General features: G+C 54.9%; 17 protein-coding genes and 2 pseudogenes. 8 read left to right on the top strand and 11 right to left on the bottom strand.

Features of this window, described 5'->3' with window-relative positions; genetic code table 11:
• From livG to livK, 4 genes and pseudogenes are all read right to left on the bottom strand, one after another.
• A pseudogene (livG, locus tag ACFK9X_RS01440) lies at nt 1-773 on the bottom strand (high-affinity branched-chain amino acid ABC transporter ATP-binding protein LivG).
• Nucleotides 770-2047 carry a branched chain amino acid ABC transporter permease LivM gene (gene livM, locus ACFK9X_RS01435; RefSeq protein WP_000803764.1) on the bottom strand — a complete coding sequence of 426 codons (1278 nt, stop codon included), beginning with the start codon at nt 2045-2047 and terminating at the stop codon, nt 770-772. Before livM ends, livG begins: the two are co-directional and overlap by 4 nt.
• Entirely contained in the window at nt 2044-2970 is a 927-nt protein-coding gene (gene livH, locus ACFK9X_RS01430; RefSeq protein WP_000003007.1) for a high-affinity branched-chain amino acid ABC transporter permease LivH, read from the bottom strand. Before livH ends, livM begins: the two co-directional genes overlap by 4 nt.
• 59 nt (nt 2971-3029) lie before the next feature.
• A complete protein-coding gene (gene livK / locus ACFK9X_RS01425) occupies nt 3030-4139 on the bottom strand; it encodes a high-affinity branched-chain amino acid ABC transporter substrate-binding protein LivK (RefSeq protein WP_000822976.1) in 1110 nt (369 codons plus the stop codon).
• Nucleotides 4140-4560: 421 nt separating this feature from the next.
• Here livK and panM point away from each other — a divergent pair, with 421 nt between their 5' ends.
• Complete coding sequence (gene panM, locus ACFK9X_RS01420; RefSeq protein WP_000778873.1) at nt 4561-4944, top strand: aspartate 1-decarboxylase autocleavage activator PanM; 384 nt, start codon at nt 4561-4563, stop codon at nt 4942-4944.
• On the top strand, nt 4922-5056 hold the full coding sequence (locus ACFK9X_RS01415) for a hypothetical protein (RefSeq protein WP_001517957.1): 135 nt from the start codon (nt 4922-4924) through the stop codon (nt 5054-5056). The genes panM and ACFK9X_RS01415 overlap by 23 nt, the downstream gene beginning before the upstream one ends.
• 82 nt (nt 5057-5138) lie before the next feature.
• Here ACFK9X_RS01415 and livJ read toward each other — a convergent pair whose 3' ends face one another.
• The 5 genes from livJ to ftsY all read right to left on the bottom strand — a co-directional run bounded on the left by livJ (nt 5139) and on the right by ftsY (nt 10858).
• A complete protein-coding gene (gene livJ, locus ACFK9X_RS01410; RefSeq protein WP_001839269.1) occupies nt 5139-6242 on the bottom strand; it encodes a branched chain amino acid ABC transporter substrate-binding protein LivJ in 1104 nt (367 codons plus the stop codon).
• A gap of 321 nt (nt 6243-6563) precedes the next feature.
• Nucleotides 6564-7418: an RNA polymerase sigma factor RpoH gene (gene rpoH / locus ACFK9X_RS01405; RefSeq protein WP_000159621.1), complete on the bottom strand. Its 855-nt coding sequence runs from the start codon at nt 7416-7418 to the stop codon at nt 6564-6566.
• A 245-nt stretch (nt 7419-7663) separates the two neighbouring features.
• The gene (gene ftsX / locus ACFK9X_RS01400; protein ID WP_001081707.1) at nt 7664-8719 is read right to left on the bottom strand and encodes a permease-like cell division protein FtsX; all 1056 of its coding nucleotides are present in this window, start codon (nt 8717-8719) and stop codon (nt 7664-7666) included.
• Nucleotides 8712-9380, bottom strand: a complete 669-nt coding sequence (gene ftsE / locus ACFK9X_RS01395) for a cell division ATP-binding protein FtsE (RefSeq protein WP_000617729.1) — start codon at nt 9378-9380, stop codon at nt 8712-8714. The genes ftsX and ftsE overlap by 8 nt, the downstream gene beginning before the upstream one ends.
• Before the next feature lie 2 nt (nt 9381-9382).
• On the bottom strand, nt 9383-10858 hold the full coding sequence (gene ftsY, locus ACFK9X_RS01390) for a signal recognition particle-docking protein FtsY (protein ID WP_023219535.1): 1476 nt from the start codon (nt 10856-10858) through the stop codon (nt 9383-9385).
• A 125-nt stretch (nt 10859-10983) separates the two neighbouring features.
• On the opposite strand from ftsY, the gene rsmD reads away from it, so the two are divergent.
• Together rsmD and ACFK9X_RS01380 are read left to right on the top strand one after the other, a co-directional pair.
• Nucleotides 10984-11580, top strand: a complete 597-nt coding sequence (gene rsmD, locus ACFK9X_RS01385) for a 16S rRNA (guanine(966)-N(2))-methyltransferase (RefSeq protein WP_000743275.1) — start codon at nt 10984-10986, stop codon at nt 11578-11580.
• Nucleotides 11570-11839, top strand: a complete 270-nt coding sequence (locus ACFK9X_RS01380; RefSeq protein WP_000906759.1) for a DUF1145 family protein — start codon at nt 11570-11572, stop codon at nt 11837-11839. The genes rsmD and ACFK9X_RS01380 overlap by 11 nt, the downstream gene beginning before the upstream one ends.
• A gap of 21 nt (nt 11840-11860) precedes the next feature.
• Here the strand turns inward: ACFK9X_RS01380 and ACFK9X_RS01375 are convergent, their stop codons facing one another.
• Complete coding sequence (locus ACFK9X_RS01375; RefSeq protein ID WP_023227421.1) at nt 11861-12232, bottom strand: DUF2500 domain-containing protein; 372 nt, start codon at nt 12230-12232, stop codon at nt 11861-11863.
• Between the two features lie 141 nt (nt 12233-12373).
• Between ACFK9X_RS01375 and ACFK9X_RS01370 the strand changes: the two genes are divergently transcribed.
• The 3 genes and pseudogenes from ACFK9X_RS01370 to ACFK9X_RS01360 all read left to right on the top strand — a co-directional run bounded on the left by ACFK9X_RS01370 (nt 12374) and on the right by ACFK9X_RS01360 (nt 17117).
• Nucleotides 12374-13000, top strand: coding sequence for a lysoplasmalogenase (locus ACFK9X_RS01370; RefSeq protein ID WP_151115322.1), 627 nt, complete (start codon nt 12374-12376; stop codon nt 12998-13000).
• 80 nt (nt 13001-13080) lie between these two features.
• Complete coding sequence (gene zntA, locus ACFK9X_RS01365; protein WP_151115320.1) at nt 13081-15279, top strand: Zn(II)/Cd(II)/Pb(II) translocating P-type ATPase ZntA; 2199 nt, start codon at nt 13081-13083, stop codon at nt 15277-15279.
• Between the two features lie 199 nt (nt 15280-15478).
• A pseudogene (locus tag ACFK9X_RS01360) lies at nt 15479-17117 on the top strand (methyl-accepting chemotaxis citrate transducer).
• 23 nt (nt 17118-17140) lie between these two features.
• Here the strand turns inward: ACFK9X_RS01360 and tusA are convergent.
• Complete coding sequence (tusA, locus tag ACFK9X_RS01355; protein ID WP_001541054.1) at nt 17141-17386, bottom strand: sulfurtransferase TusA; 246 nt, start codon at nt 17384-17386, stop codon at nt 17141-17143.
• 169 nt (nt 17387-17555) lie between these two features.
• On the opposite strand from tusA, the gene ACFK9X_RS01350 reads away from it, so the two are divergent.
• Nucleotides 17556-18221 carry a 7-cyano-7-deazaguanine/7-aminomethyl-7-deazaguanine transporter gene (locus ACFK9X_RS01350; RefSeq protein ID WP_001522053.1) on the top strand — a complete coding sequence of 222 codons (666 nt, stop codon included), beginning with the start codon at nt 17556-17558 and terminating at the stop codon, nt 18219-18221.
• Nucleotides 18222-18227 lie beyond the last annotated feature (6 nt).

The raw sequence follows: 18227 nt of genomic DNA, 5'->3' as shown, positions 1-18227 counted from the left end.
TTATGCCTCACCCAGATAAGCGCGGATGACGTCCGGGTTGTTGCGGATCTCTTCCGGCGTGCCGTTCGCCAGCGGCGTGCCCTGGTTCACCACGTAAATGCGATCGGAAATGCCCATCACCAGCTTCATATCGTGTTCAATCAGCAAGATAGTAGTGTTGTGATGGTTACGTAGTTCGGCAATCAGCTCATCCAGCTCTTTGGTCTCTTTCGGGTTAAGGCCGGCCGCCGGTTCGTCGAGCATCAGAATTTCTGGCTGCGTCACCATGCAGCGGGCAATCTCCAGCCGGCGCTGGTCGCCGTAGGCCAGATTACTGGCCTGGCGGTTGGCATGTTCCAGCAGGCCAATACGCTCAAGCCAGGTCGCCGCGCGGTCTGGTCCAGCGCTTCGCTTTGCGCGCGGCGGAAAGCGGGCGTTTTCAACAGGCCAGAAAAGAGGCCCGTTTTCAGTTGCTGGTGCTGCGCCACTAGCAGGTTTTCAATCACCGTCATTTCGCGAAACAGGCGCACATGCTGGAAAGTACGTACCACGCCCATGCGGGCGATCTGCTGGCCCGGCAATCCTTCCAGATGCCGCTCGCGCAACATGATCGTACCGCCTGTCGGCTTATAAAAACCGGTCAGGCAGTTAAACACCGTCGTTTTACCCGCGCCGTTAGGGCCAATCAGCGACACAATTTCCCGCTCACGCAATTCCAGCGATACATTGTTGACCGCCAGCAAACCGCCAAAGCGCATCATCAGGCCGTTAACCGCTAATAATGGCTGACTCATGCCTGCTCTCCTTTCGCCTGACCACTTTTCAGCTTCAACTGCGGACGCGTCATCGGCAGCAATCCCTGCGGGCGCCAGATCATCATCAACACCATCAAACCGCCGAGCATCAACATGCTGTATTCGTTGAAGTCGCGCATCAATTCGCGCGACACCACCAGCAGAACCGCCGCCAGGATCACCGCAAACTGCGAGCCCATTCCGCCCAGCACCACAATCGCCAGCACGAAGGCGGATTCGGCGAAGGTGAAGGATTCCGGGCTGACAAAGCCCTGGCGGGCGGCAAACAACGTCCCGGCGAAACCGGCAAACGCGGCGCTGATAGTAAAAGCGGTCAGCTTGATGCGCGTCGGGCTTAAACCTAATGAGCGACAGGCGATCTCATCTTCACGCAACGCTTCCCACGCCCGGCCCAACGGCATACGCAGCAGGCGGTTAATGACAAACAGCGACAGGACCACCAGCAACAGGGCCACCAGATAGAGGAAAATGACCCGGTCGGATGGGTCGTACTTCACGCCAAAGAAATTGCTGAAGGTATCCCAGCCGCCTTCTCGGGTGTTGCGGCTAAACTCCAGACCAAATAGCGTCGGTTTGGGGATCTGGCTGATACCGTTCGGGCCGCCGGTAATTTCCGTGTTGTTGAGCAGCAGGATACGGACGATTTCGCCGAAGCCGAGCGTCACAATCGCCAGATAGTCGCCGCGCAGACGCAGTACCGGGAAGCCGAGCAGGAAACCAGCAGCGGCGGAGACCAGTCCCGCCAGCGGCAGGCAGGTCCAGAAACCCAAACCATAATAGTGGTTGAGCAGCGCAAAGGTATAAGCGCCGATGGCGTAAAAGCCGCCGTAGCCCAATACCAGCAGACCGGACAGCCCCACCACCACGTTCAGCCCCAGACCGAGGATGATATAAATCATGGTCATGGTGGCGATATCGACGCTACCGCGCGACACCATAAACGGCCATGCCACGGCGATAACCAGCAGCGCCATCAGAAACAGCTTTTGCTTAACGGTAGAGCCATCGATCGCCGGCAGAATAAACTTCGGTCCGGAGACGTGCTTCACCGCTTTCTGGAACATCGGACGCAGCAACTGAAAGAAAAAAACCACTGCCGTACCGATAAAGATCCACTGCCAGCGGATGTCGGCGGCGGTATCCACCACCAGTTTGGTGCCGTCCAGCTCCAGTTGTACGCCCATGAAGACGCCAGCCAGAACGAAGAACATCGCCGCAGAGAACAGAGCCATCGCAATATGCATCGGTTTCATACTTTCTCTACCTCCGGACGCCCCAGGATACCGGTCGGCATCACCAGCAGTACCAGAATCAGCAGAGCGAACGATACGACATCTTTATATTCGGTACTTAAATATGCAGACGAGAGCGCTTCGGCGACGCCCAAAATCAGACCGCCGATCATCGCGCCCGGAATGCTGCCAATCCCGCCCAGCACCGCCGCGGTGAACGCTTTCATCCCGGCCATAAAACCGATGTAGGGGTTAATTACGCCATAGAACTGACCGAGCAGCACGCCCGCCACCGCCGCCATTGCCGCGCCGATAACAAACGTTAGCGCAATGACGCGGTCGGTATTAATGCCGAGCAGGCTGGCCATTTTCAGATCCTCCGCGCAGGCGCGGCAGGCGCGGCCCATCCGGGAGTAGCGAATGAAAATGGTGAGCGCCAGCATAGCCAGAAAGGTGACTATCCAGATAACCGCCTGCATGGTGGTGATGGACGCGGAAAAGTTTTCGCTGCTGCCCACAATCCACTGGCCGTTAAACAGGCTGGGTAACGCCACGTCGCGCGAACCTTCCGTCAGGCTGACGTAGTTTTGCAGGAAGATGGACATCCCGATGGCGGAAATCAGGGCAATCAGGCGCTTGGAGTTGCGCACGGGCCGGTAAGCGACTCGCTCGATACTCCAGCCGTAGGCGCTGGCAATAATAATCGCGCCGATAAATCCAGCGGCCACCAGGAGCCAACTGGTGTCTATTCCCATCATCATTAGCGCGGCGATGATCATAAAAGAGACGTAGCTGCCGATCATATACACCTCGCCATGAGCGAAGTTGATCATGCCGATAATGCCGTACACCATCGTATAACCGATAGCAATCAGCGCGTAGGTGCTCCCCAGCGTGACGCCGTTAAACATCTGCTGCAAGAAATAGAGAAACTGCTCGGACATAAGGTAACCTTTTTAAACCCGCCCGGCGTGCGGGCGGTGGGATAACTTATCTTCTGGCATTACTTCGCGACGGTTGACGAGCCGTCGGCGTGCCACTGGAAGACGCCAAATTCAAATCCCTTAAGATCGCCTTTTTCATCCCATTTCAGCGGCCCAATAACGGTATCAGCCCCGTTAGCTTTAAGATCTTTCACCAGATCCAGCGGAGCATGGCTGGCGCTACGCGTCATTGCGGTCGCCAGTGACTGGACGGCGGCGTAGGTGATCCAGACGTACGGACCGCTGGGATCTTTCTTGTCGGCTTTCAGCGCTTCGACAATCGCTTTATTCGCCGGGTCCTGGTCATAACGTTTTGGCATCGTCACCAACATGCCTTCCGCCGCACCGCCCGCAATATTGGACAGCGACGCGTTACCTACGCCTTCCGGCCCCATAAATTGCGTTTTCAGGCCATTAGCCCGCGCCTGGCGTAGCATCTGCCCCATTTCCGGGTAGTAGCCGCCGTAATACACAAAGTCGATATTCTCTTTTTGCAAGCGGGCAATCAGGGCGGAGAAATCTTTTTCGCCAGCGGTAATACCATCAAAAAAGACAATATTGGCATTGCCCTGCTTCAGGCCATCCTGCACGGAGCGCGCCAGTCCTTCGCCGTATTGCTGTTTATCGTGAATGATAGCGATGCGCTGCGGTTTCACCGTTTCCAGGATGTATTTCGCGGCCGTTGGCCCCTGGGAGGAGTCCAGGCCGGCGGTACGCATAATGTACTGATAGCCGCGCTGGGTCAGCTCCGGGTTAGTCGCCCCCGGGGAGATCATCAGAATACCTTCATCTTCATAGATATCGGATGCTGGCTGAGTAGAAGAAGAACACAAGTGACCAATAACGTACTGAATACCGTCGTTAACGATTTTGTTGGCCACCGCCACCGCCTGTTTTGGATCGCAGGCATCATCGTACTCTACGCCGACCAGCTTATCGCCTTTAATCCCGCCTTTCGCGTTGATGTCTTTAATGGCCTGGCGCGCGCCGTTAAATTCCATATCGCCCCATTGCGCTACCGGGCCGGACATCGCCCCGACTATGGCGACTTTAATATCATCTGCCATTGCCCCCTGCGAGACTGCTAATGCAACAATCCCTGCGATTATTGTTTTCGCTTTCCGTTTCATGTGCCTGTATCCCCATTCGTGATGTTATATGTTTTGTTTTTTGCTGGTTAAAAAGCAGACTGTACTTTTTATAAATGGTGCGCTTTTTACTGACTCATTAATGAGTTAGCGCAGCATTTAAAGCATAATAAGATTAAAATCTCTATTTTTCAGTCTATTAAGAAAAGATAATATTCTGCTTTTCGCTATAGATAAACAAAAAAAAGCATGCTTGTCAGCATAAAATAACGGCATATTAAGCGGAATAATTCACTAGCATTCAGGGAATTATGCTGCCTGTTTTCCATTCTCTAATGCTTCAAACTGTAATTATCGTTGTTAAAAAATTAATAACCTGGTAAATGACACAAAAAAGAGAAAGCATCTGGCCTGCCTGTTTCGGTACACTGATCGCATCTTTTGAAATCGGGACAAGCCGTCGATGAAGCTGACCATTCTTCGTTTAGAACACTTTAGCGCTCAGGATCAGATCGATCTGGGCAAAATCTGGCCGGAATATTCCGCCTCCTCATTAAGCGTAGATGAAACGCACCGGATTTATGCCGCGCGGTTTAATGAGCGTTTGTTGGGCGCCGTAAGAGTGACGCTGAGCGGAACGCAGGGCGCGCTGGATTCCTTACGCGTGCGTGAAATCACCCGTCGCCGCGGCGTCGGGCAATACCTGGTAGAAGAAGTCATCCGCGATAATCCCAACGTCTCGTCGTGGTGGATGGCGGATGTCGGTGTTGAAGACCGCAGCGTGATGGCCGCGTTTATGCAGGCGTTAGGTTTTACCGCCCAGCATGACGGCTGGGAGAAGCGCTAAAAGAAAGCCGGATGGCGCTGACGCTTATCCGGCCTACATGCCGGGAGAAAAGATAAAAACCACCTCGCAATTTTCCAAGAATTTCGCGTTGCAGGCAGGCGGCAAGTTATGAAATCCCCGGGAGCTTACATAAGTAAGTGACCGGGGTTGAATAACGTAGCCAACTCACCTGCAGCGCGAAAGGCGCCAGAAAATCACTTAGCGTCTGTCGCCGTACCATTCGCATGCCAGTCAAACACGCCGAACTCAAATCCTTTCAGATCGCCTTTCTCATCCCACGACAGCGGTCCCATTACGGTGTCGACCGTGGCGCCTTTCAGGTATTTGGCGATTTCCGCCGGATCGTCGGAGTGGTTCAGCCCCGCCTGCAACGATTGCAGCGCGGCGTAGGTGGTCCACACGAATGCGCCGCTAGGATCTTGTTTCTTGGCTTTGATGGCATCCACAATCGGTTTGTTCGCTGGCACCTGATCGTAGTTCTTCGGTTTGGTGACCAGTAAGCCTTCCGCCGACTCTCCGGCGATGTTAGACAGCGACACGTTCGCCACCCCTTCCGGCCCCATAAACTGGGTTTTCAGCCCTGCGGCGCGAGACTGACGCAGGATCTGCCCCATTTCCGGGTGATAACCGCCGTAGTAGACAAAGTCGATATTCTCTTTTTTCAGACGCGCTACCAGAGTGGAGAAATCTTTTTCGCCGGCGGTGATGCCGTCAAAGAATACGACGTTAACGCCGCCTTTCTTCAGACCGTCCTGCACCGCGCGCGCCAGCCCTTCGCCGTACTGCTGCTTATCGTGGATAATCGCGATGCGCTGCGGTTTTACCTTCTCCAGAATATACTTTGCCGCCGTTGGCCCCTGGTCAGAGTCCAGACCGGTGGTGCGCAAAACCAGCTTATAGCCGCGTGCGGTCAGCTCCGGCGCGGTCGCCGCCGGGGTTATCATCAGGATACCTTCGTCTTCGTAGATATCAGAGGCTGGCTGTGTGGAAGAGGAGCATAAGTGTCCGATAACATACTTGATGCCGTCGTTCACCACTTTGTTAGCGACAGCTACCGCCTGTTTCGGGTCGCAGGCGTCGTCATATTTCACCGCGACGAGCTTATCGCCTTTAATACCGCCTTTCGCATTGATATCGGCAATTGCCTGCTCCGCACCGGTAAATTCCTGGTCGCCATACTGCGCCACCGGACCGGACATCGCGCCGACAACCGCGACTTTAATGTCCTCTGCGAATGCCATATGGCTTAATGACAGGGCGATACATCCTGCCAATAACGTTTTACCCTTCATATTCATCCTGATAATCCCCATTATTCTGGTTGTTACGTGTGTTGTGGTGTTATTGTTCAGCACTTTATTTCGATTATTGGCTAGCTACCCGTGCTTTAGCAGCATACTCTGCTAAAACATACCCGATTTTTATTATTTTGGAATAGCTAAATTTACATCCAGATAACAGATTTGTGTCGGTGGGGGAGAGGAAGGGCCCGTAGGCCCGATAAGCGAAGTGCCATCGGGCAAACGTGTTGCCGGATGGCAGGGTAAACGCCTTATCCGGCCTACAAAAAACAAAACCCCCGAATTCACATTCGAGGGTTCATTGGCAATTCGCGAAGATTACGCTTCGATCGCAGCGCGAAGCTTTTTCATGGCGTTCTTTTCAAGCTGGCGCACACGCTCAGCGGAGACGCCGTAACGATCGGCCAGCTCCTGCAACGTAGACTTATTGTCTTCGTCCAGCCAGCGAGCGCGGATAATATCCTGGCTACGCTCGTCGAGCCCCTGCATCGCGTCGGTCAGTCGGTTGGCGGCCTGCTCTTCCCAGTTATCGTCTTCAATGCCGTCGGCAAAGTTAGACGATTTATCCTGCAGATACAGCACCGGCGCCATTGGCTGGCTGTCGGACTCATCGTCCGAAGACATGTCAAACGTCATGTCCTGCGCCGCCATACGCGACTCCATCTCACGCACGTCTTTACTGGAAACACCCAGTTCGCGCGCCACCATTTCAACCTCATCCTGATTAAACCAGCCCAGACGCTGCTTGGTTTTACGCAGATTAAAGAACAGCTTACGCTGCGCTTTCGTGGTTGCGACTTTAACGATACGCCAGTTACGCAGCACGTATTCGTGAATTTCTGCTTTAATCCAGTGTACGGCGAAGGAAACCAGGCGCACGCCTACTTCCGGGTTAAAACGACGTACGGCTTTCATCAGGCCGATGTTGCCTTCCTGGATCAAATCCGCCTGCGGCAGACCATAGCCCGCATAGTTACGAGCAATATGAACAACAAAGCGCAGGTGAGACAGGATCAGCGTTTTAGCTGCTTCCAGATCGCCCTGGTAATGCAGCCTTTCAGCCAATGCCCGCTCCTCGTCAGCCGATAACATCGGCCACGCGTTCGCCGCCCGGATATAAGATTCCAGGTTGCCAACAGGGGCTAAAGCTAAATTTTGCATTTCTTTGGTCATTCAAATCCTCTCAATCAGTATTGCCTGGCACCGTCAGCGAGCAACAACCGTGCCAAAGCCGATGAGCAACGAGAATATCACCCACTCTTTTATCAGACAGTGATTTTATCCACAAGTTCAATGTAACACTGTGCATAATTTGCACAAATCTTGTGACATAAAGATGACGCGCGGGGAAGAGACAACAGGGACTCTTTCCCTGCGAACGGAAGCCCATTGCAGGGAAAGATTATACCACGATTTTATCAATCGGGAGTAAAGTGACGTAAATGTTGCACCGTGGCCAGCCAGGCGGCGATCCAGCCAATCATGGAACAGACCAGCAGCAGCAACAGGCACTCATCGAACGATAAACCGTTGAGATCAAACTTCGTGCCGAAGACCTGCGCCACTTCAGTCACCGCCGATGATAAACGCATCACCAAAATTTCAGACAATATCAGTGAAAGAAACGCGCCGGAAAAACCGAGCAACGCGCCGCCGTAGAGGAACGGACGCAGGATAAAGCCATCGGTCGCGCCAATCAGCTTTTGCACGTTAATGGTATCGCGACGGGCAAAAATGCTCAGGCGCACGCTGTTGCCGATAACGAGGAAGACCGCCGCGACCATCAGCACGCCGATCATCGCCGACACGCGGCCCACCAGCCCGGTGAGCGCCGCCAGGCGCGCAAACCAGCTATCATCCATGCGGACTTCGTCAATGCCGTTAATCTGCGAGATACGGTCGCGCAGCGTATTAAGCGAGGCGGTACTCTGGAAGTCCAGCTTGGGGATCACCACCGCTACCGCCGGCAGCGGGTTCTCTTCCAGCATGTCCAGCGCGCCGCCAAAACCCGACCAGTTGCGGAATTCTCCCAGCGCGTCCTCACGGGACAGGTAGTTGACCTTCTCAACGCCCTGCTCGGCCTGAAGCTGCCCAACAACCCGCGCCGCCGCGTCATCATCCAGCGTTTTTTGCAGATAAACGGTGATCTGCGGCGACGGATAATACTGAGTCGCCGCCTGGTTGACGTTCTTATAGACCATGTAACAGACGCTGGGCAGCGTCAGGGAGATGGCGATCACCATCACCGTCAGAAACGTCGCCAGCGGTTTGCTTTTCAGATCTTGCAGCGCGCCGTGCCAGGCATAGCGCACCTGTTCATTAAAGACATTCGTTTTACGTGAGTTCGGTTTCGGTGTCGGCTTCTGGCGTCCTGGCGCGTTGCGCCCGCCGCCTGTTCCGCCGCGAGACTTACGCAGTCGATCCAGCCGTCCGCCGAACTGCCTGATTTGGTTAATCGCGTCGCGCCTATTCATTGGCCAGGCCTCCATGCAGATGTCCATCGCTCAGGACGAGCTGCCTATAGGAACGACGGGAGATAAGTCCAATATCGTGCGTCGCCATCAGTACCGTCACCCCTACGCGGTTAAACTCTTCAAACAGACGTAAAATCCCTTCCGACAACGCGTCGTCCAGGTTCCCGGTCGGTTCATCCGCCAGCAATACCGCTGGCTTATTGACCACCGCGCGGGCGATGCCCACGCGCTGTTGTTCGCCTCCGGAGAGTTGAATAGGGAAGTTTCTCGCTTTGTCCAGTAGTCCAACCTTATCCAGCGCCGCCGACACACGACGACGGATATCATCGCCGCTGGCGCCGGCAATGATTAACGGTATCGCCACATTGTCATAGACCGTGCGATCCATCAGCAGATGGTGATCCTGGAAAATCATCCCAATCTGGCGGCGCAAAAACGGCACTTCGCGGTTTTTCAGGCGCGTAATATCATGCCCGCTGAAGAAGATTTTGCCGGCGCTGGGCCGCTCAATCCCACAGATTAGCTTCAGCAGGGTACTTTTCCCCGCGCCGGAGTGGCCGGTCAGAAACGCCATCTCGCCTGGCCGCATATGGAATGTCACTCCCTGCAGCGCTTGTCTCCCGCCGAGATAGGCCTTGCTGACATGTTCAAAGCGAATCATTGTTAATCCTCTCGGGCAAAAAGTGCCTCAATAAAATCGTCCGCCTTAAACGGACGCAAATCCTCGATACGTTCGCCCACGCCAATGTAACGGATAGGAATGCCAAACTGGTCAGCTACCGAGAAAATCACCCCGCCTTTCGCCGTACCGTCCAGCTTGGTCAGGGTAATACCGGTTAAGCCTACCGCTTCATGGAACAGTTTGGCCTGGCTTACCGCGTTCTGTCCGGTGCTGGCGTCAATGGTCAGCATAACTTCATGTGGCGCTTCTTCGTCCAGCTTTTTCATGACGCGAACGATTTTTTTCAGCTCTTCCATCAGGTGCGACTTGTTCTGCAGACGCCCTGCCGTATCGGCAATTAACACATCCACATTACGCGCCTTCGCGGCCTGGATAGCGTCAAAAATCACCGAGGCGGAGTCCGCGCCGGTATGCTGGGCGATAACCGGAATGTTGTTACGCTGTCCCCAGACCTGTAGCTGTTCGACCGCCGCCGCGCGGAAAGTATCCCCCGCCGCCAGCATCACTGATTTACCCTGCTGCTCAAACTGGCGCGCCAGTTTACCGATAGTGGTGGTTTTACCCACGCCGTTCACGCCAACCATCAGAATAACAAAAGGCGTTTTACCTTCAATATTAAGCGGTTCGTCTACCTTCGCCAGAATCTCGCCCATCTCGTCTTTCAACAGACCATACAGCGCCTCGGCATCTTTAAGCTGTTTGCGGCTGGCGCCTTCCGTCAGATTAGCGATAATCTTACGCGTGGTTTCCACCCCGACATCAGCGATGAGCAACTGCTCTTCCAGCTCCTCGAACAAATCATCGTCGATTTTCTTGCCGCGGAACAGACTGATAAATCCGGAACCGAGATTTTCTTTGGTTTTCAGCAGACTGCGTTTCAGGCGGGCAAAGAAACCTTCTTTAGTCGGTTTTTCCTGCTCCTGAACGATCGCTTCCACCGGCGCGTCTTCTTCCGCCGGCGGAACAACCATCACCGCCTCTTCCGCCGCCTGAGCGGCCAGCGCCTGCGCTTCCAGCTCTTCGTCGGTGAATTTCGCCGCGTTTTCGCCCTCTTCTTCTACCGCGGCAATGACCTCTACGGTTTCCGCTTCGGCCTGCCACTCTTCCGGCGAGATAGCCTCGTCTTTGACCTCTTCCGGCAGCGGCAATTCCTCGCGTTCCACCGCGATCTGCGGCGCTGCCGTCTCAATGGCCGTCGCGGGCTCCGGCTCTACCGGCTGCGGTTTTTCGCTCTCCTGAACTTTCTCAGTAACGTCCACCACCTCTTCCGCAAAGGCTTCTGTTTCTGCTTTGCTGTGCGCGGGCGTTTGCGCGTCTACGTCTGCCGCCGTTTCAACAGGGGGCTCAACCGGTCGTTGTTCCTCAACAATCTGCTGTTCTTCGGTCTGTTCCTGCTTCTGCTCTTTATCACCGAAGCCCAACCAGGAAAAGAAGCCACGTTTTTTCTGTTTTGCCATCTGCGACTACACCCCTCGCGGCGCTATATACATGGAAGCTAAAAAAATGATGAAATAGTCTATCACTTAACTTAATTCACATCACCGCCTGGAATAACTTGCAACAGGCGGTTCGAGCAAGAGAAATGAAAAAACCGACTCACTCTGGCAGCGGCCAAATCCGCATTATTGGCGGGCAATGGCGTGGCCGTAAATTACCGGTTCCGGACAGCCCGGGTCTGCGTCCCACCACCGATCGCGTGCGCGAAACGTTATTTAACTGGCTGGCTCCGGTAATGGTAGACGCCCACTGTCTGGATTGCTTTGCCGGCAGCGGCGCGCTGGGTCTGGAAGCGCTATCACGTTATGCGGCCCAGGCAACGTTACTGGAAATGGATCGCGCCGTATCGCAGCAGTTGCAAAAAAATCTGGCGACGCTGAAAGCCAACAATGCTCGCGTCGTCAATACCAATACTCTGGCCTTCCTCAGCCAGCCGGGAACGCCGCATCACGTCGTCTTTGTCGACCCGCCGTTTCGTAAAGGGCTGCTGGAAGAGACGTTACAATTGCTGGAAACCCAGGGATGGCTGGCCGACGACGCGCTAATCTACGTAGAAAGCGAGGTGGAAAACGGTCTGCCGCCCGTTCCGGCGAACTGGGCATTGTATCGAGAAAAGGTGGCCGGACAGGTCGCTTATCGTCTGTATCAGCGCGACGCGCAAGGAGAAAATGATGTTGATTAATCTGGGCCGCTTATTAATGCTCTTCGTGTGGGCATTTTTGATTCTTAATCTGGTGCATCCCTTCCCGCGCCCACTCAATATCTTCGTCAACGTGGCGTTGGTGTTCATGGCGCTGATGCACGGTATGCAACTGGCGCTGCTGAAATCAACGATACCGAAAGAGGGTCCGCAGATGACGACGGGAGAAAAAATCCGCATTTTCCTGTTCGGCGTGTTTGAGCTGCTGGTCTGGCAGAAGAAGTTTAAGAACAAAAAATAACGTTTGCTGCCGGATGACGGTTCATTCGTTATCCGGGGTACGGCTAACAAACCCGACGAACCGCGTTCCCTTATAGCTCAGCGTACCTTGTTCGCCCACCGTCAAAGCGTGGTACTGCTGCGCTTGTAAACGGAACGTTTTTTCCAGACCGCCATTGAGCGGCTTAAAACTTGCCTCATAGCGCATACTGGTTCCCGCCGGGATCACTTCCTGCTGGCGAGAGCGTCGGTCGTTAACCGGCTTCTCCCGTTTATTGCTGACCACGACCTGATTTTGCTGTAACGGCGCCGCCTCATTAGCGGCTTTTTCCCGCCGTTGCTGAACGAAGCGAAACGACGCGGCAACTACGATTAATGCGATGATTATAATGAAGAAAAGCGGTGGCTTACTCATACTGTTAACCTGTCAGAAAATGCGGAAATAAGCATACCCTGCCCGTTATAGTGTTGTCATCTGACCGTCACGGCCTCTACACTGAATAATAGAGCCGCAAGCATACCGTTTGCGAAAAAATAACGAATTCAAGGAATTAAGATGCTTTGGTCGTTTATCGCTGTCTGTCTGTCCGCATGGCTGTATGTGGACGCCTCCTATCGCGGGCCAGCCTGGCAACGCTGGGTTTTTAAGCCCGTCACGTTATTACTATTGCTGTTACTGGCCTGGCAAGCGCCGATGTTTGACGCCATCAGTTATCTTGTGTTGGCCGGACTGTGCGCCTCGCTGGTCGGCGATGCGTTAACGCTCTTGCCGCGTCAACGCCTGCTGTACGCCGTCGGGGCATTTTTCTTATCGCATCTGCTCTACACCATTTATTTTGCCAGCCAAATGACGTTGTCGTTCTTCTGGCCGCTGCCGGTGGCGTTACTGATAGTCGGCGCGTTGCTTATCGCCGTTATCTGGACGCGACTGGAGGAGCTACGCTGGCCGGTATGTACTTTTATCGCCATGACTCTGGTCATGGTCTGGCTGGCGGGCGAACTGTGGTTCTTCCGCCCAACGGCGCCAGCCCTTTCGGCCTTTACCGGCGCGACGCTGCTGTTTATCGGCAATATCGTCTGGCTGGGTAGCCATTACCGCCGCCGTTTCCGGGCGGATAACGCGATTGCCGCCGCCTGCTACTTTGCCGGACACTTCCTGATTGTTCGCTCGCTGTACCTGTAAATAATAGCGCTTGACTCTGGAGTCGACTCCAGAGTGTATCCTCCGGTTAATGAGAAAATTATCATCAACCGGAGGACGTTATGTCGACCCCTGATACCGATGGCAAAAAAGTCCCGCCCTTTACCTCCTTCAGATTAGCCCCGGCGATACAGAAGGCCGATAGCTGCTGCTGCGAAGAACATTGCGCGTCCAGCGCGCCTGTTTCTACTGCCGTGGCAGGCACGCGCTATACCTGGAAAATCTCCGGCATGGACTGCGCCGCCTGCGCCCGAAAAGTGGAGAATGCGGTCCGCCAAATTCGCGGCGTCAACCAGGCGCAAGTGCTGTTCGCCACCGAAAAGTTAGTGGTCGATGCCGACGCCGACCTCCGCGCGCAAATTGAACGCGCCGTACAGAAGGCGGGTTATACCTTGCGTAGCGAAGATTCGCGCGACGCCGCGCCTGAATCTCGTCTTAAAGAGAACCTGCCGCTTATTACGCTGATCATTATGATGGCGATAAGCTGGGGGCTGGAGCAATTTAACCACCCGTTCGGCCAACTGGCCTTTATCGCCACCACCCTGGTCGGTCTGTATCCTATTGCCCGCCAGGCGCTGCGGCTGATGAAAAGCGGCAGTTGGTTCGCTATTGAAACGCTGATGAGCGTCGCCGCCATTGGCGCGCTGTTTATTGGCGCGACGGCGGAGGCGGCAATGGTATTGCTGCTGTTCCTCATCGGCGAGCGCCTGGAAGGATGGGCCGCCAGCCGCGCCCGTAAAGGCGTCGGCGCGTTAATGGCGCTTAAACCGGAAACGGCGACCCGTCTGCGCGACGGCGTACGGGAAGAGGTCGCTATTAATACCCTGCGACCGGGCGATATTATCGAAGTCGCCGCCGGGGGGCGTTTACCCGCCGACGGTAAACTGGTTTCCGGTTTCGCCAGCTTTGATGAAAGCGCGCTCACCGGCGAGTCTATCCCGGTGGAGCGCGCAACGGGCGACAAAGTCCCGGCAGGCGCGACCAGCGTTGACCGTCTCGTCACCCTGGAGGTGCTATCTGAACCTGGCGCCAGCGCGATTGACCGTATCCTGACGCTGATTGAAGAGGCGGAAGAGCGCCGTGCGCCCATTGAGCGGTTTATTGACCGTTTCAGCCGCATCTATACGCCAGTCATTATGGTCATCGCGCTGCTGGTGACGCTTATTCCGCCGCTGATGTTCGAGGGCGGCTGGCAGGAGTGGATTTATAAAGGGCTGACGCTGCTGCTCATCGGTTGCCCGTGCGCGCTGGTGATCTCCACGCCCGCGGCCATTACCTCCGGGCTGGCGGCGGCGGCACGGCGCGGCGCATTGATTAAAGGCGGCGCAGCGCTGGAGCAACTGGGCCGTATCACGCAGGTCGCCTTTGATAAAACCGGTACGTTGACCATTGGTAAACCACGGGTGACGGCGATTCATCCGGCAAGCGGTATCAGCGAGGCTGAACTGTTGGCGCTGGCGGCAGCCGTAGAACAAGGCGCTACGCACCCGCTGGCGCAGGCTATTGTCCGCGAAGCGCAGACACGCGATCTGGCGATCCCGACGGCGGAATCGCAGCGAACGCTGGCCGGCACCGGAATTGAAGCGCAGGTTAACGGCGAACGTATTCTGATTTGCGCGGCGGGAAAACAGCCTACGGCAGCGTTTGCCGGGCAAATTAGCGAACTGGAAAACGCCGGGCAGACGGTGGTTCTGGTGCTGCGTAACGAGACCGTTGTTGGCGTCCTCGCCCTCCAGGATACGTTGCGTGACGATGCGCGCGACGCCATCCGCGAACTGCATCAGTTAGGTGTTAACGGCGTGATTCTGACCGGCGATAACCCACGGGCGGCGGCAGCGATTGCCGGCGAGCTGGATCTGGCGTTTAAAGCCGGACTACTGCCGGAAGACAAGGTGCGGGCAGTCACCGCCCTTAACCAACAAGCGCCGCTGGCGATGGTGGGCGACGGCATTAATGATGCGCCCGCGATGAAAGCCGCCAGTATCGGAATTGCGATGGGCAGCGGTACTGACGTCGCGCTGGAAACGGCTGACGCCGCCCTTACTCATAACCGTCTGCGCGGGTTAGCGCAGATGATTACGCTGGCGCGCGCTACCCACGCGAATATCCGGCAGAACATCACCATTGCGCTGGGGCTGAAAGCTATTTTCCTGGTGACGACGCTACTGGGTTTTACCGGGCTATGGCTGGCAATCCTGGCGGATACGGGAGCCACGGTATTGGTGACCGCCAACGCGCTACGTTTGCTGCGTAAAAACTAATCTTCTCCCGCCCGGCGGCGTCGTGTCGCCGGGTTATCCCGCGATATTCCTTTCTTTGTACATATTATTCACGCGAAAATTATTTATTTTCTATTACTTATCAAACCATTAATCAGAAATAGCGTGATTTGATGTAAGGTTAATATTTATCCAACCGATATTGATCATACCGTCTACAAAATAAGGAATGTTAGGCACTATGAAAAATATCAAAGTCATCACCGGCGTTATCGCGACGCTGGGCATATTTAGCGCCTTATTGTTGGTGACAGGAATACTGTTTTATTCCGCCGTCAGCAGCGATCGGCTGAATTTCCAGAATGCGAGCGCGCTGAGTTACCAACAACAGGAACTGGGCGGCAGTTTTCAGACATTGATCGAAACCCGCGTCACCATTAACCGCGTGGCGATACGCATGTTAAAAAATCAGCGCGATCCCGCCTCACTGGACGCCATGAACACGCTGTTAACCAACGCTGGCGCGTCGCTCAACGAAGCGGAAAAGCATTTCAACAACTACGTGAACTCCGAAGCGATCGCGGGCAAAGATCCGGCGTTGGATGCCCAGGCCGAAGCCAGCTTTAAGCAGATGTATGACGTTTTGCAGCAGTCTATCCACTATCTTAAAGCCGATAATTACGCCGCCTATGGCAACCTTGACGCGCAAAAAGCGCAGGATGACATGGAGCAGGTATATGACCAGTGGCTCTCTCAAAATGCGCAATTAATAAAATTAGCCAGCGATCAGAATCAGAGCAGCTTTACCCAGATGCAATGGACGCTGGGGATAATTCTACTTATCGTACTCATCGTGCTGGCGTTTATCTGGCTGGGGCTGCAACGCGTTCTACTCCGCCCGCTGCAACGGATTATGGCGCACATTCAAACGATCGCCGACGGCGATCTTACCCATGAGATAGAGGCCGAAGGACGCAGTGAAATGGGCCAACTGGCCGCCGGTCTTAAAACGATGCAGCAGTCGTTAATCCGTACCGTCAGCGCGGTGCGCGATAACGCGGACTCTATCTATACTGGCGCAGGCGAAATTTCCGCCGGCAGCAGCGACCTCTCTTCCCGTACCGAACAACAGGCCTCGGCGCTGGAAGAGACCGCCGCCAGCATGGAACAGTTAACCGCCACGGTACGGCAAAACACCGATAACGCACGACAGGCGACGGGTCTGGCGAAAACCGCATCAGAAACCGCGCGTAAAGGAGGACGCGTGGTGGATAACGTAGTGAACACCATGAACGATATCGCCGAAAGTTCGGAAAAAATCGTGGACATCACCAGCGTGATTGACGGTATCGCCTTCCAGACTAATATCCTGGCGCTGAACGCCGCGGTAGAAGCCGCCCGTGCCGGCGAACAGGGGCGAGGATTCGCGGTCGTGGCCGGTACGCACGTTGGCCAGCCGTAGCGCGCAGGCCGCCAAAGAGATCAAAGTGCTGATTGAAAACTCCGTGTCGCGCATTGATACCGGCTCTACGCAGGTACGCGAAGCGGGAGAAACCATGAAAGAGATCGTCAACGCCGTGACCCGCGTGACCGATATTATGGGCGAAATCGCCTCTGCCTCCGATGAGCAAAGCAAAGGCATTGAGCAAGTGGCGCAGGCGGTATCGGAAATGGACAGCGTGACGCAGCAAAACGCCTCGCTGGTAGAGGAATCCGCAGCAGCGGCGGCGGCGCTGGAAGATCAGGCTAACGAACTTCGTCAGGCGGTCGCCGCGTTCCGCATCCAGAAACAGCCTCGTCGGGAGGCGTCGCCAACGACGTTAAGCAAAGGTTTAACGCCACAGCCCGCCGCAGAACAGGCGAACTGGGAAAGCTTCTAATCAGAATAGTATCTGCCGTGCGGTTAATGCGCTTTACGCAATAAATAGCGGTACGGCAGACCCTCCGTCTCTTGCGCCAGCAAATCGTGTTCCATAAAGGTACAGAACCCCGGAATATCACGCGTCGTCGCCGGATCGTCGGCGATAATCAGCAATGTTTCGCCAGTTTGCATGTTGCGCACCGTTTTGCGCACCATCATTACCGGTTCAGGGCAACGCAGCCCCAGGGCGTCAAGCGTATGGTCAGGGGAGGAAAACAGATCGCTCATCTTCGTCTCAATGGTAGAAAAACGGCGATATTTTACGCCCATCTTCGTCAGTAAGCCAGGCAGGTTAACGATTGCGTGAAAATTAGCCATTGCAATGCCAGCGCAAAACAGTATTATGCGGCGGTTCTTTATTGGGTTCCCTCACCCCATCCAACAAAAAGGTCACAATATGACTCCGTTTACACAATCACAGCGCGTAAAAGCGTTGTTCTGGCTATCGCTATTCCATTTACTGGTGATCATTTCCAGTAACTATCTGGTGCAGCTCCCTATCACTATTTTTGGTTTCCACACGACCTGGGGCGCGTTTAGTTTTCCTTTTATTTTTCTCGCCACCGATCTTACCGTGCGTATTTTTGGCGCACCTCTGGCGCGCCGCATTATCTTCGCCGTCATGATCCCTGCGCTGCTGGTGTCGTATGTGGTGTCATCGCTGTTCTATATGGGCGCCTGGCAAGGTTTCGCCGCGTTGGCGGACTTTAATCTGTTTGTCGCCCGTATCGCCGCCGCCAGCTTTATGGCCTACGCGCTGGGACAGATCCTTGATGTCCATGTGTTTAACCGCCTGCGCCAAAATCGTCGCTGGTGGCTGGCGCCGACTGCTTCAACGCTGTTTGGCAATATCAGCGATACCCTTGCCTTTTTCTTCATTGCGTTCTGGCGAAGCCCCGATGCGTTTATGGCCGAACACTGGATGGAAATTGCGCTGGTGGATTATTGCTTTAAGGTGCTCATCAGCATTATTTTCTTCCTGCCGATGTACGGCGTTCTACTGAATATGTTGCTGAAAAAGCTGGCAGATAAATCTGAAATTTCCCCATTACCGGCAAGTTAAAGGTTC

The organism is Salmonella sp. WC3 (assembly GCF_042932255.1).
Lineage (GTDB): Bacteria > Pseudomonadota > Gammaproteobacteria > Enterobacterales > Enterobacteriaceae > Salmonella > Salmonella enterica.
This window is presented reverse-complemented; position numbering and strand designations above follow the sequence as displayed.

Coding starts and splice junctions, on each gene's coding strand:
- rsmD (WP_000743275.1), top strand. CDS start 10,984: ATGAAAAAACCGACTCACTCTGGCAGCGGCCAAATCCGCATTATTGGC.
- ACFK9X_RS01415 (WP_001517957.1), top strand. CDS start 4,922: ATGACGGCTGGGAGAAGCGCTAAAAGAAAGCCGGATGGCGCTGACGCT.
- ACFK9X_RS01350 (WP_001522053.1), top strand. CDS start 17,556: ATGACTCCGTTTACACAATCACAGCGCGTAAAAGCGTTGTTCTGGCTA.
- ACFK9X_RS01370 (WP_151115322.1), top strand. CDS start 12,374: ATGCTTTGGTCGTTTATCGCTGTCTGTCTGTCCGCATGGCTGTATGTG.
- ACFK9X_RS01380 (WP_000906759.1), top strand. CDS start 11,570: ATGTTGATTAATCTGGGCCGCTTATTAATGCTCTTCGTGTGGGCATTT.
- livJ (WP_001839269.1), bottom strand. CDS start 6,242: ATGAATATGAAGGGTAAAACGTTATTGGCAGGATGTATCGCCCTGTCA.
- livH (WP_000003007.1), bottom strand. CDS start 2,970: ATGTCCGAGCAGTTTCTCTATTTCTTGCAGCAGATGTTTAACGGCGTC.
- ACFK9X_RS01375 (WP_023227421.1), bottom strand. CDS start 12,232: ATGAGTAAGCCACCGCTTTTCTTCATTATAATCATCGCATTAATCGTA.
- livK (WP_000822976.1), bottom strand. CDS start 4,139: ATGAAACGGAAAGCGAAAACAATAATCGCAGGGATTGTTGCATTAGCA.
- tusA (WP_001541054.1), bottom strand. CDS start 17,386: ATGAGCGATCTGTTTTCCTCCCCTGACCATACGCTTGACGCCCTGGGG.
- ftsE (WP_000617729.1), bottom strand. CDS start 9,380: ATGATTCGCTTTGAACATGTCAGCAAGGCCTATCTCGGCGGGAGACAA.
- panM (WP_000778873.1), top strand. CDS start 4,561: ATGAAGCTGACCATTCTTCGTTTAGAACACTTTAGCGCTCAGGATCAG.
- ftsY (WP_023219535.1), bottom strand. CDS start 10,858: ATGGCAAAACAGAAAAAACGTGGCTTCTTTTCCTGGTTGGGCTTCGGT.
- livM (WP_000803764.1), bottom strand. CDS start 2,047: ATGAAACCGATGCATATTGCGATGGCTCTGTTCTCTGCGGCGATGTTC.
- zntA (WP_151115320.1), top strand. CDS start 13,081: ATGTCGACCCCTGATACCGATGGCAAAAAAGTCCCGCCCTTTACCTCC.
- ftsX (WP_001081707.1), bottom strand. CDS start 8,719: ATGAATAGGCGCGACGCGATTAACCAAATCAGGCAGTTCGGCGGACGG.
- rpoH (WP_000159621.1), bottom strand. CDS start 7,418: ATGACCAAAGAAATGCAAAATTTAGCTTTAGCCCCTGTTGGCAACCTG.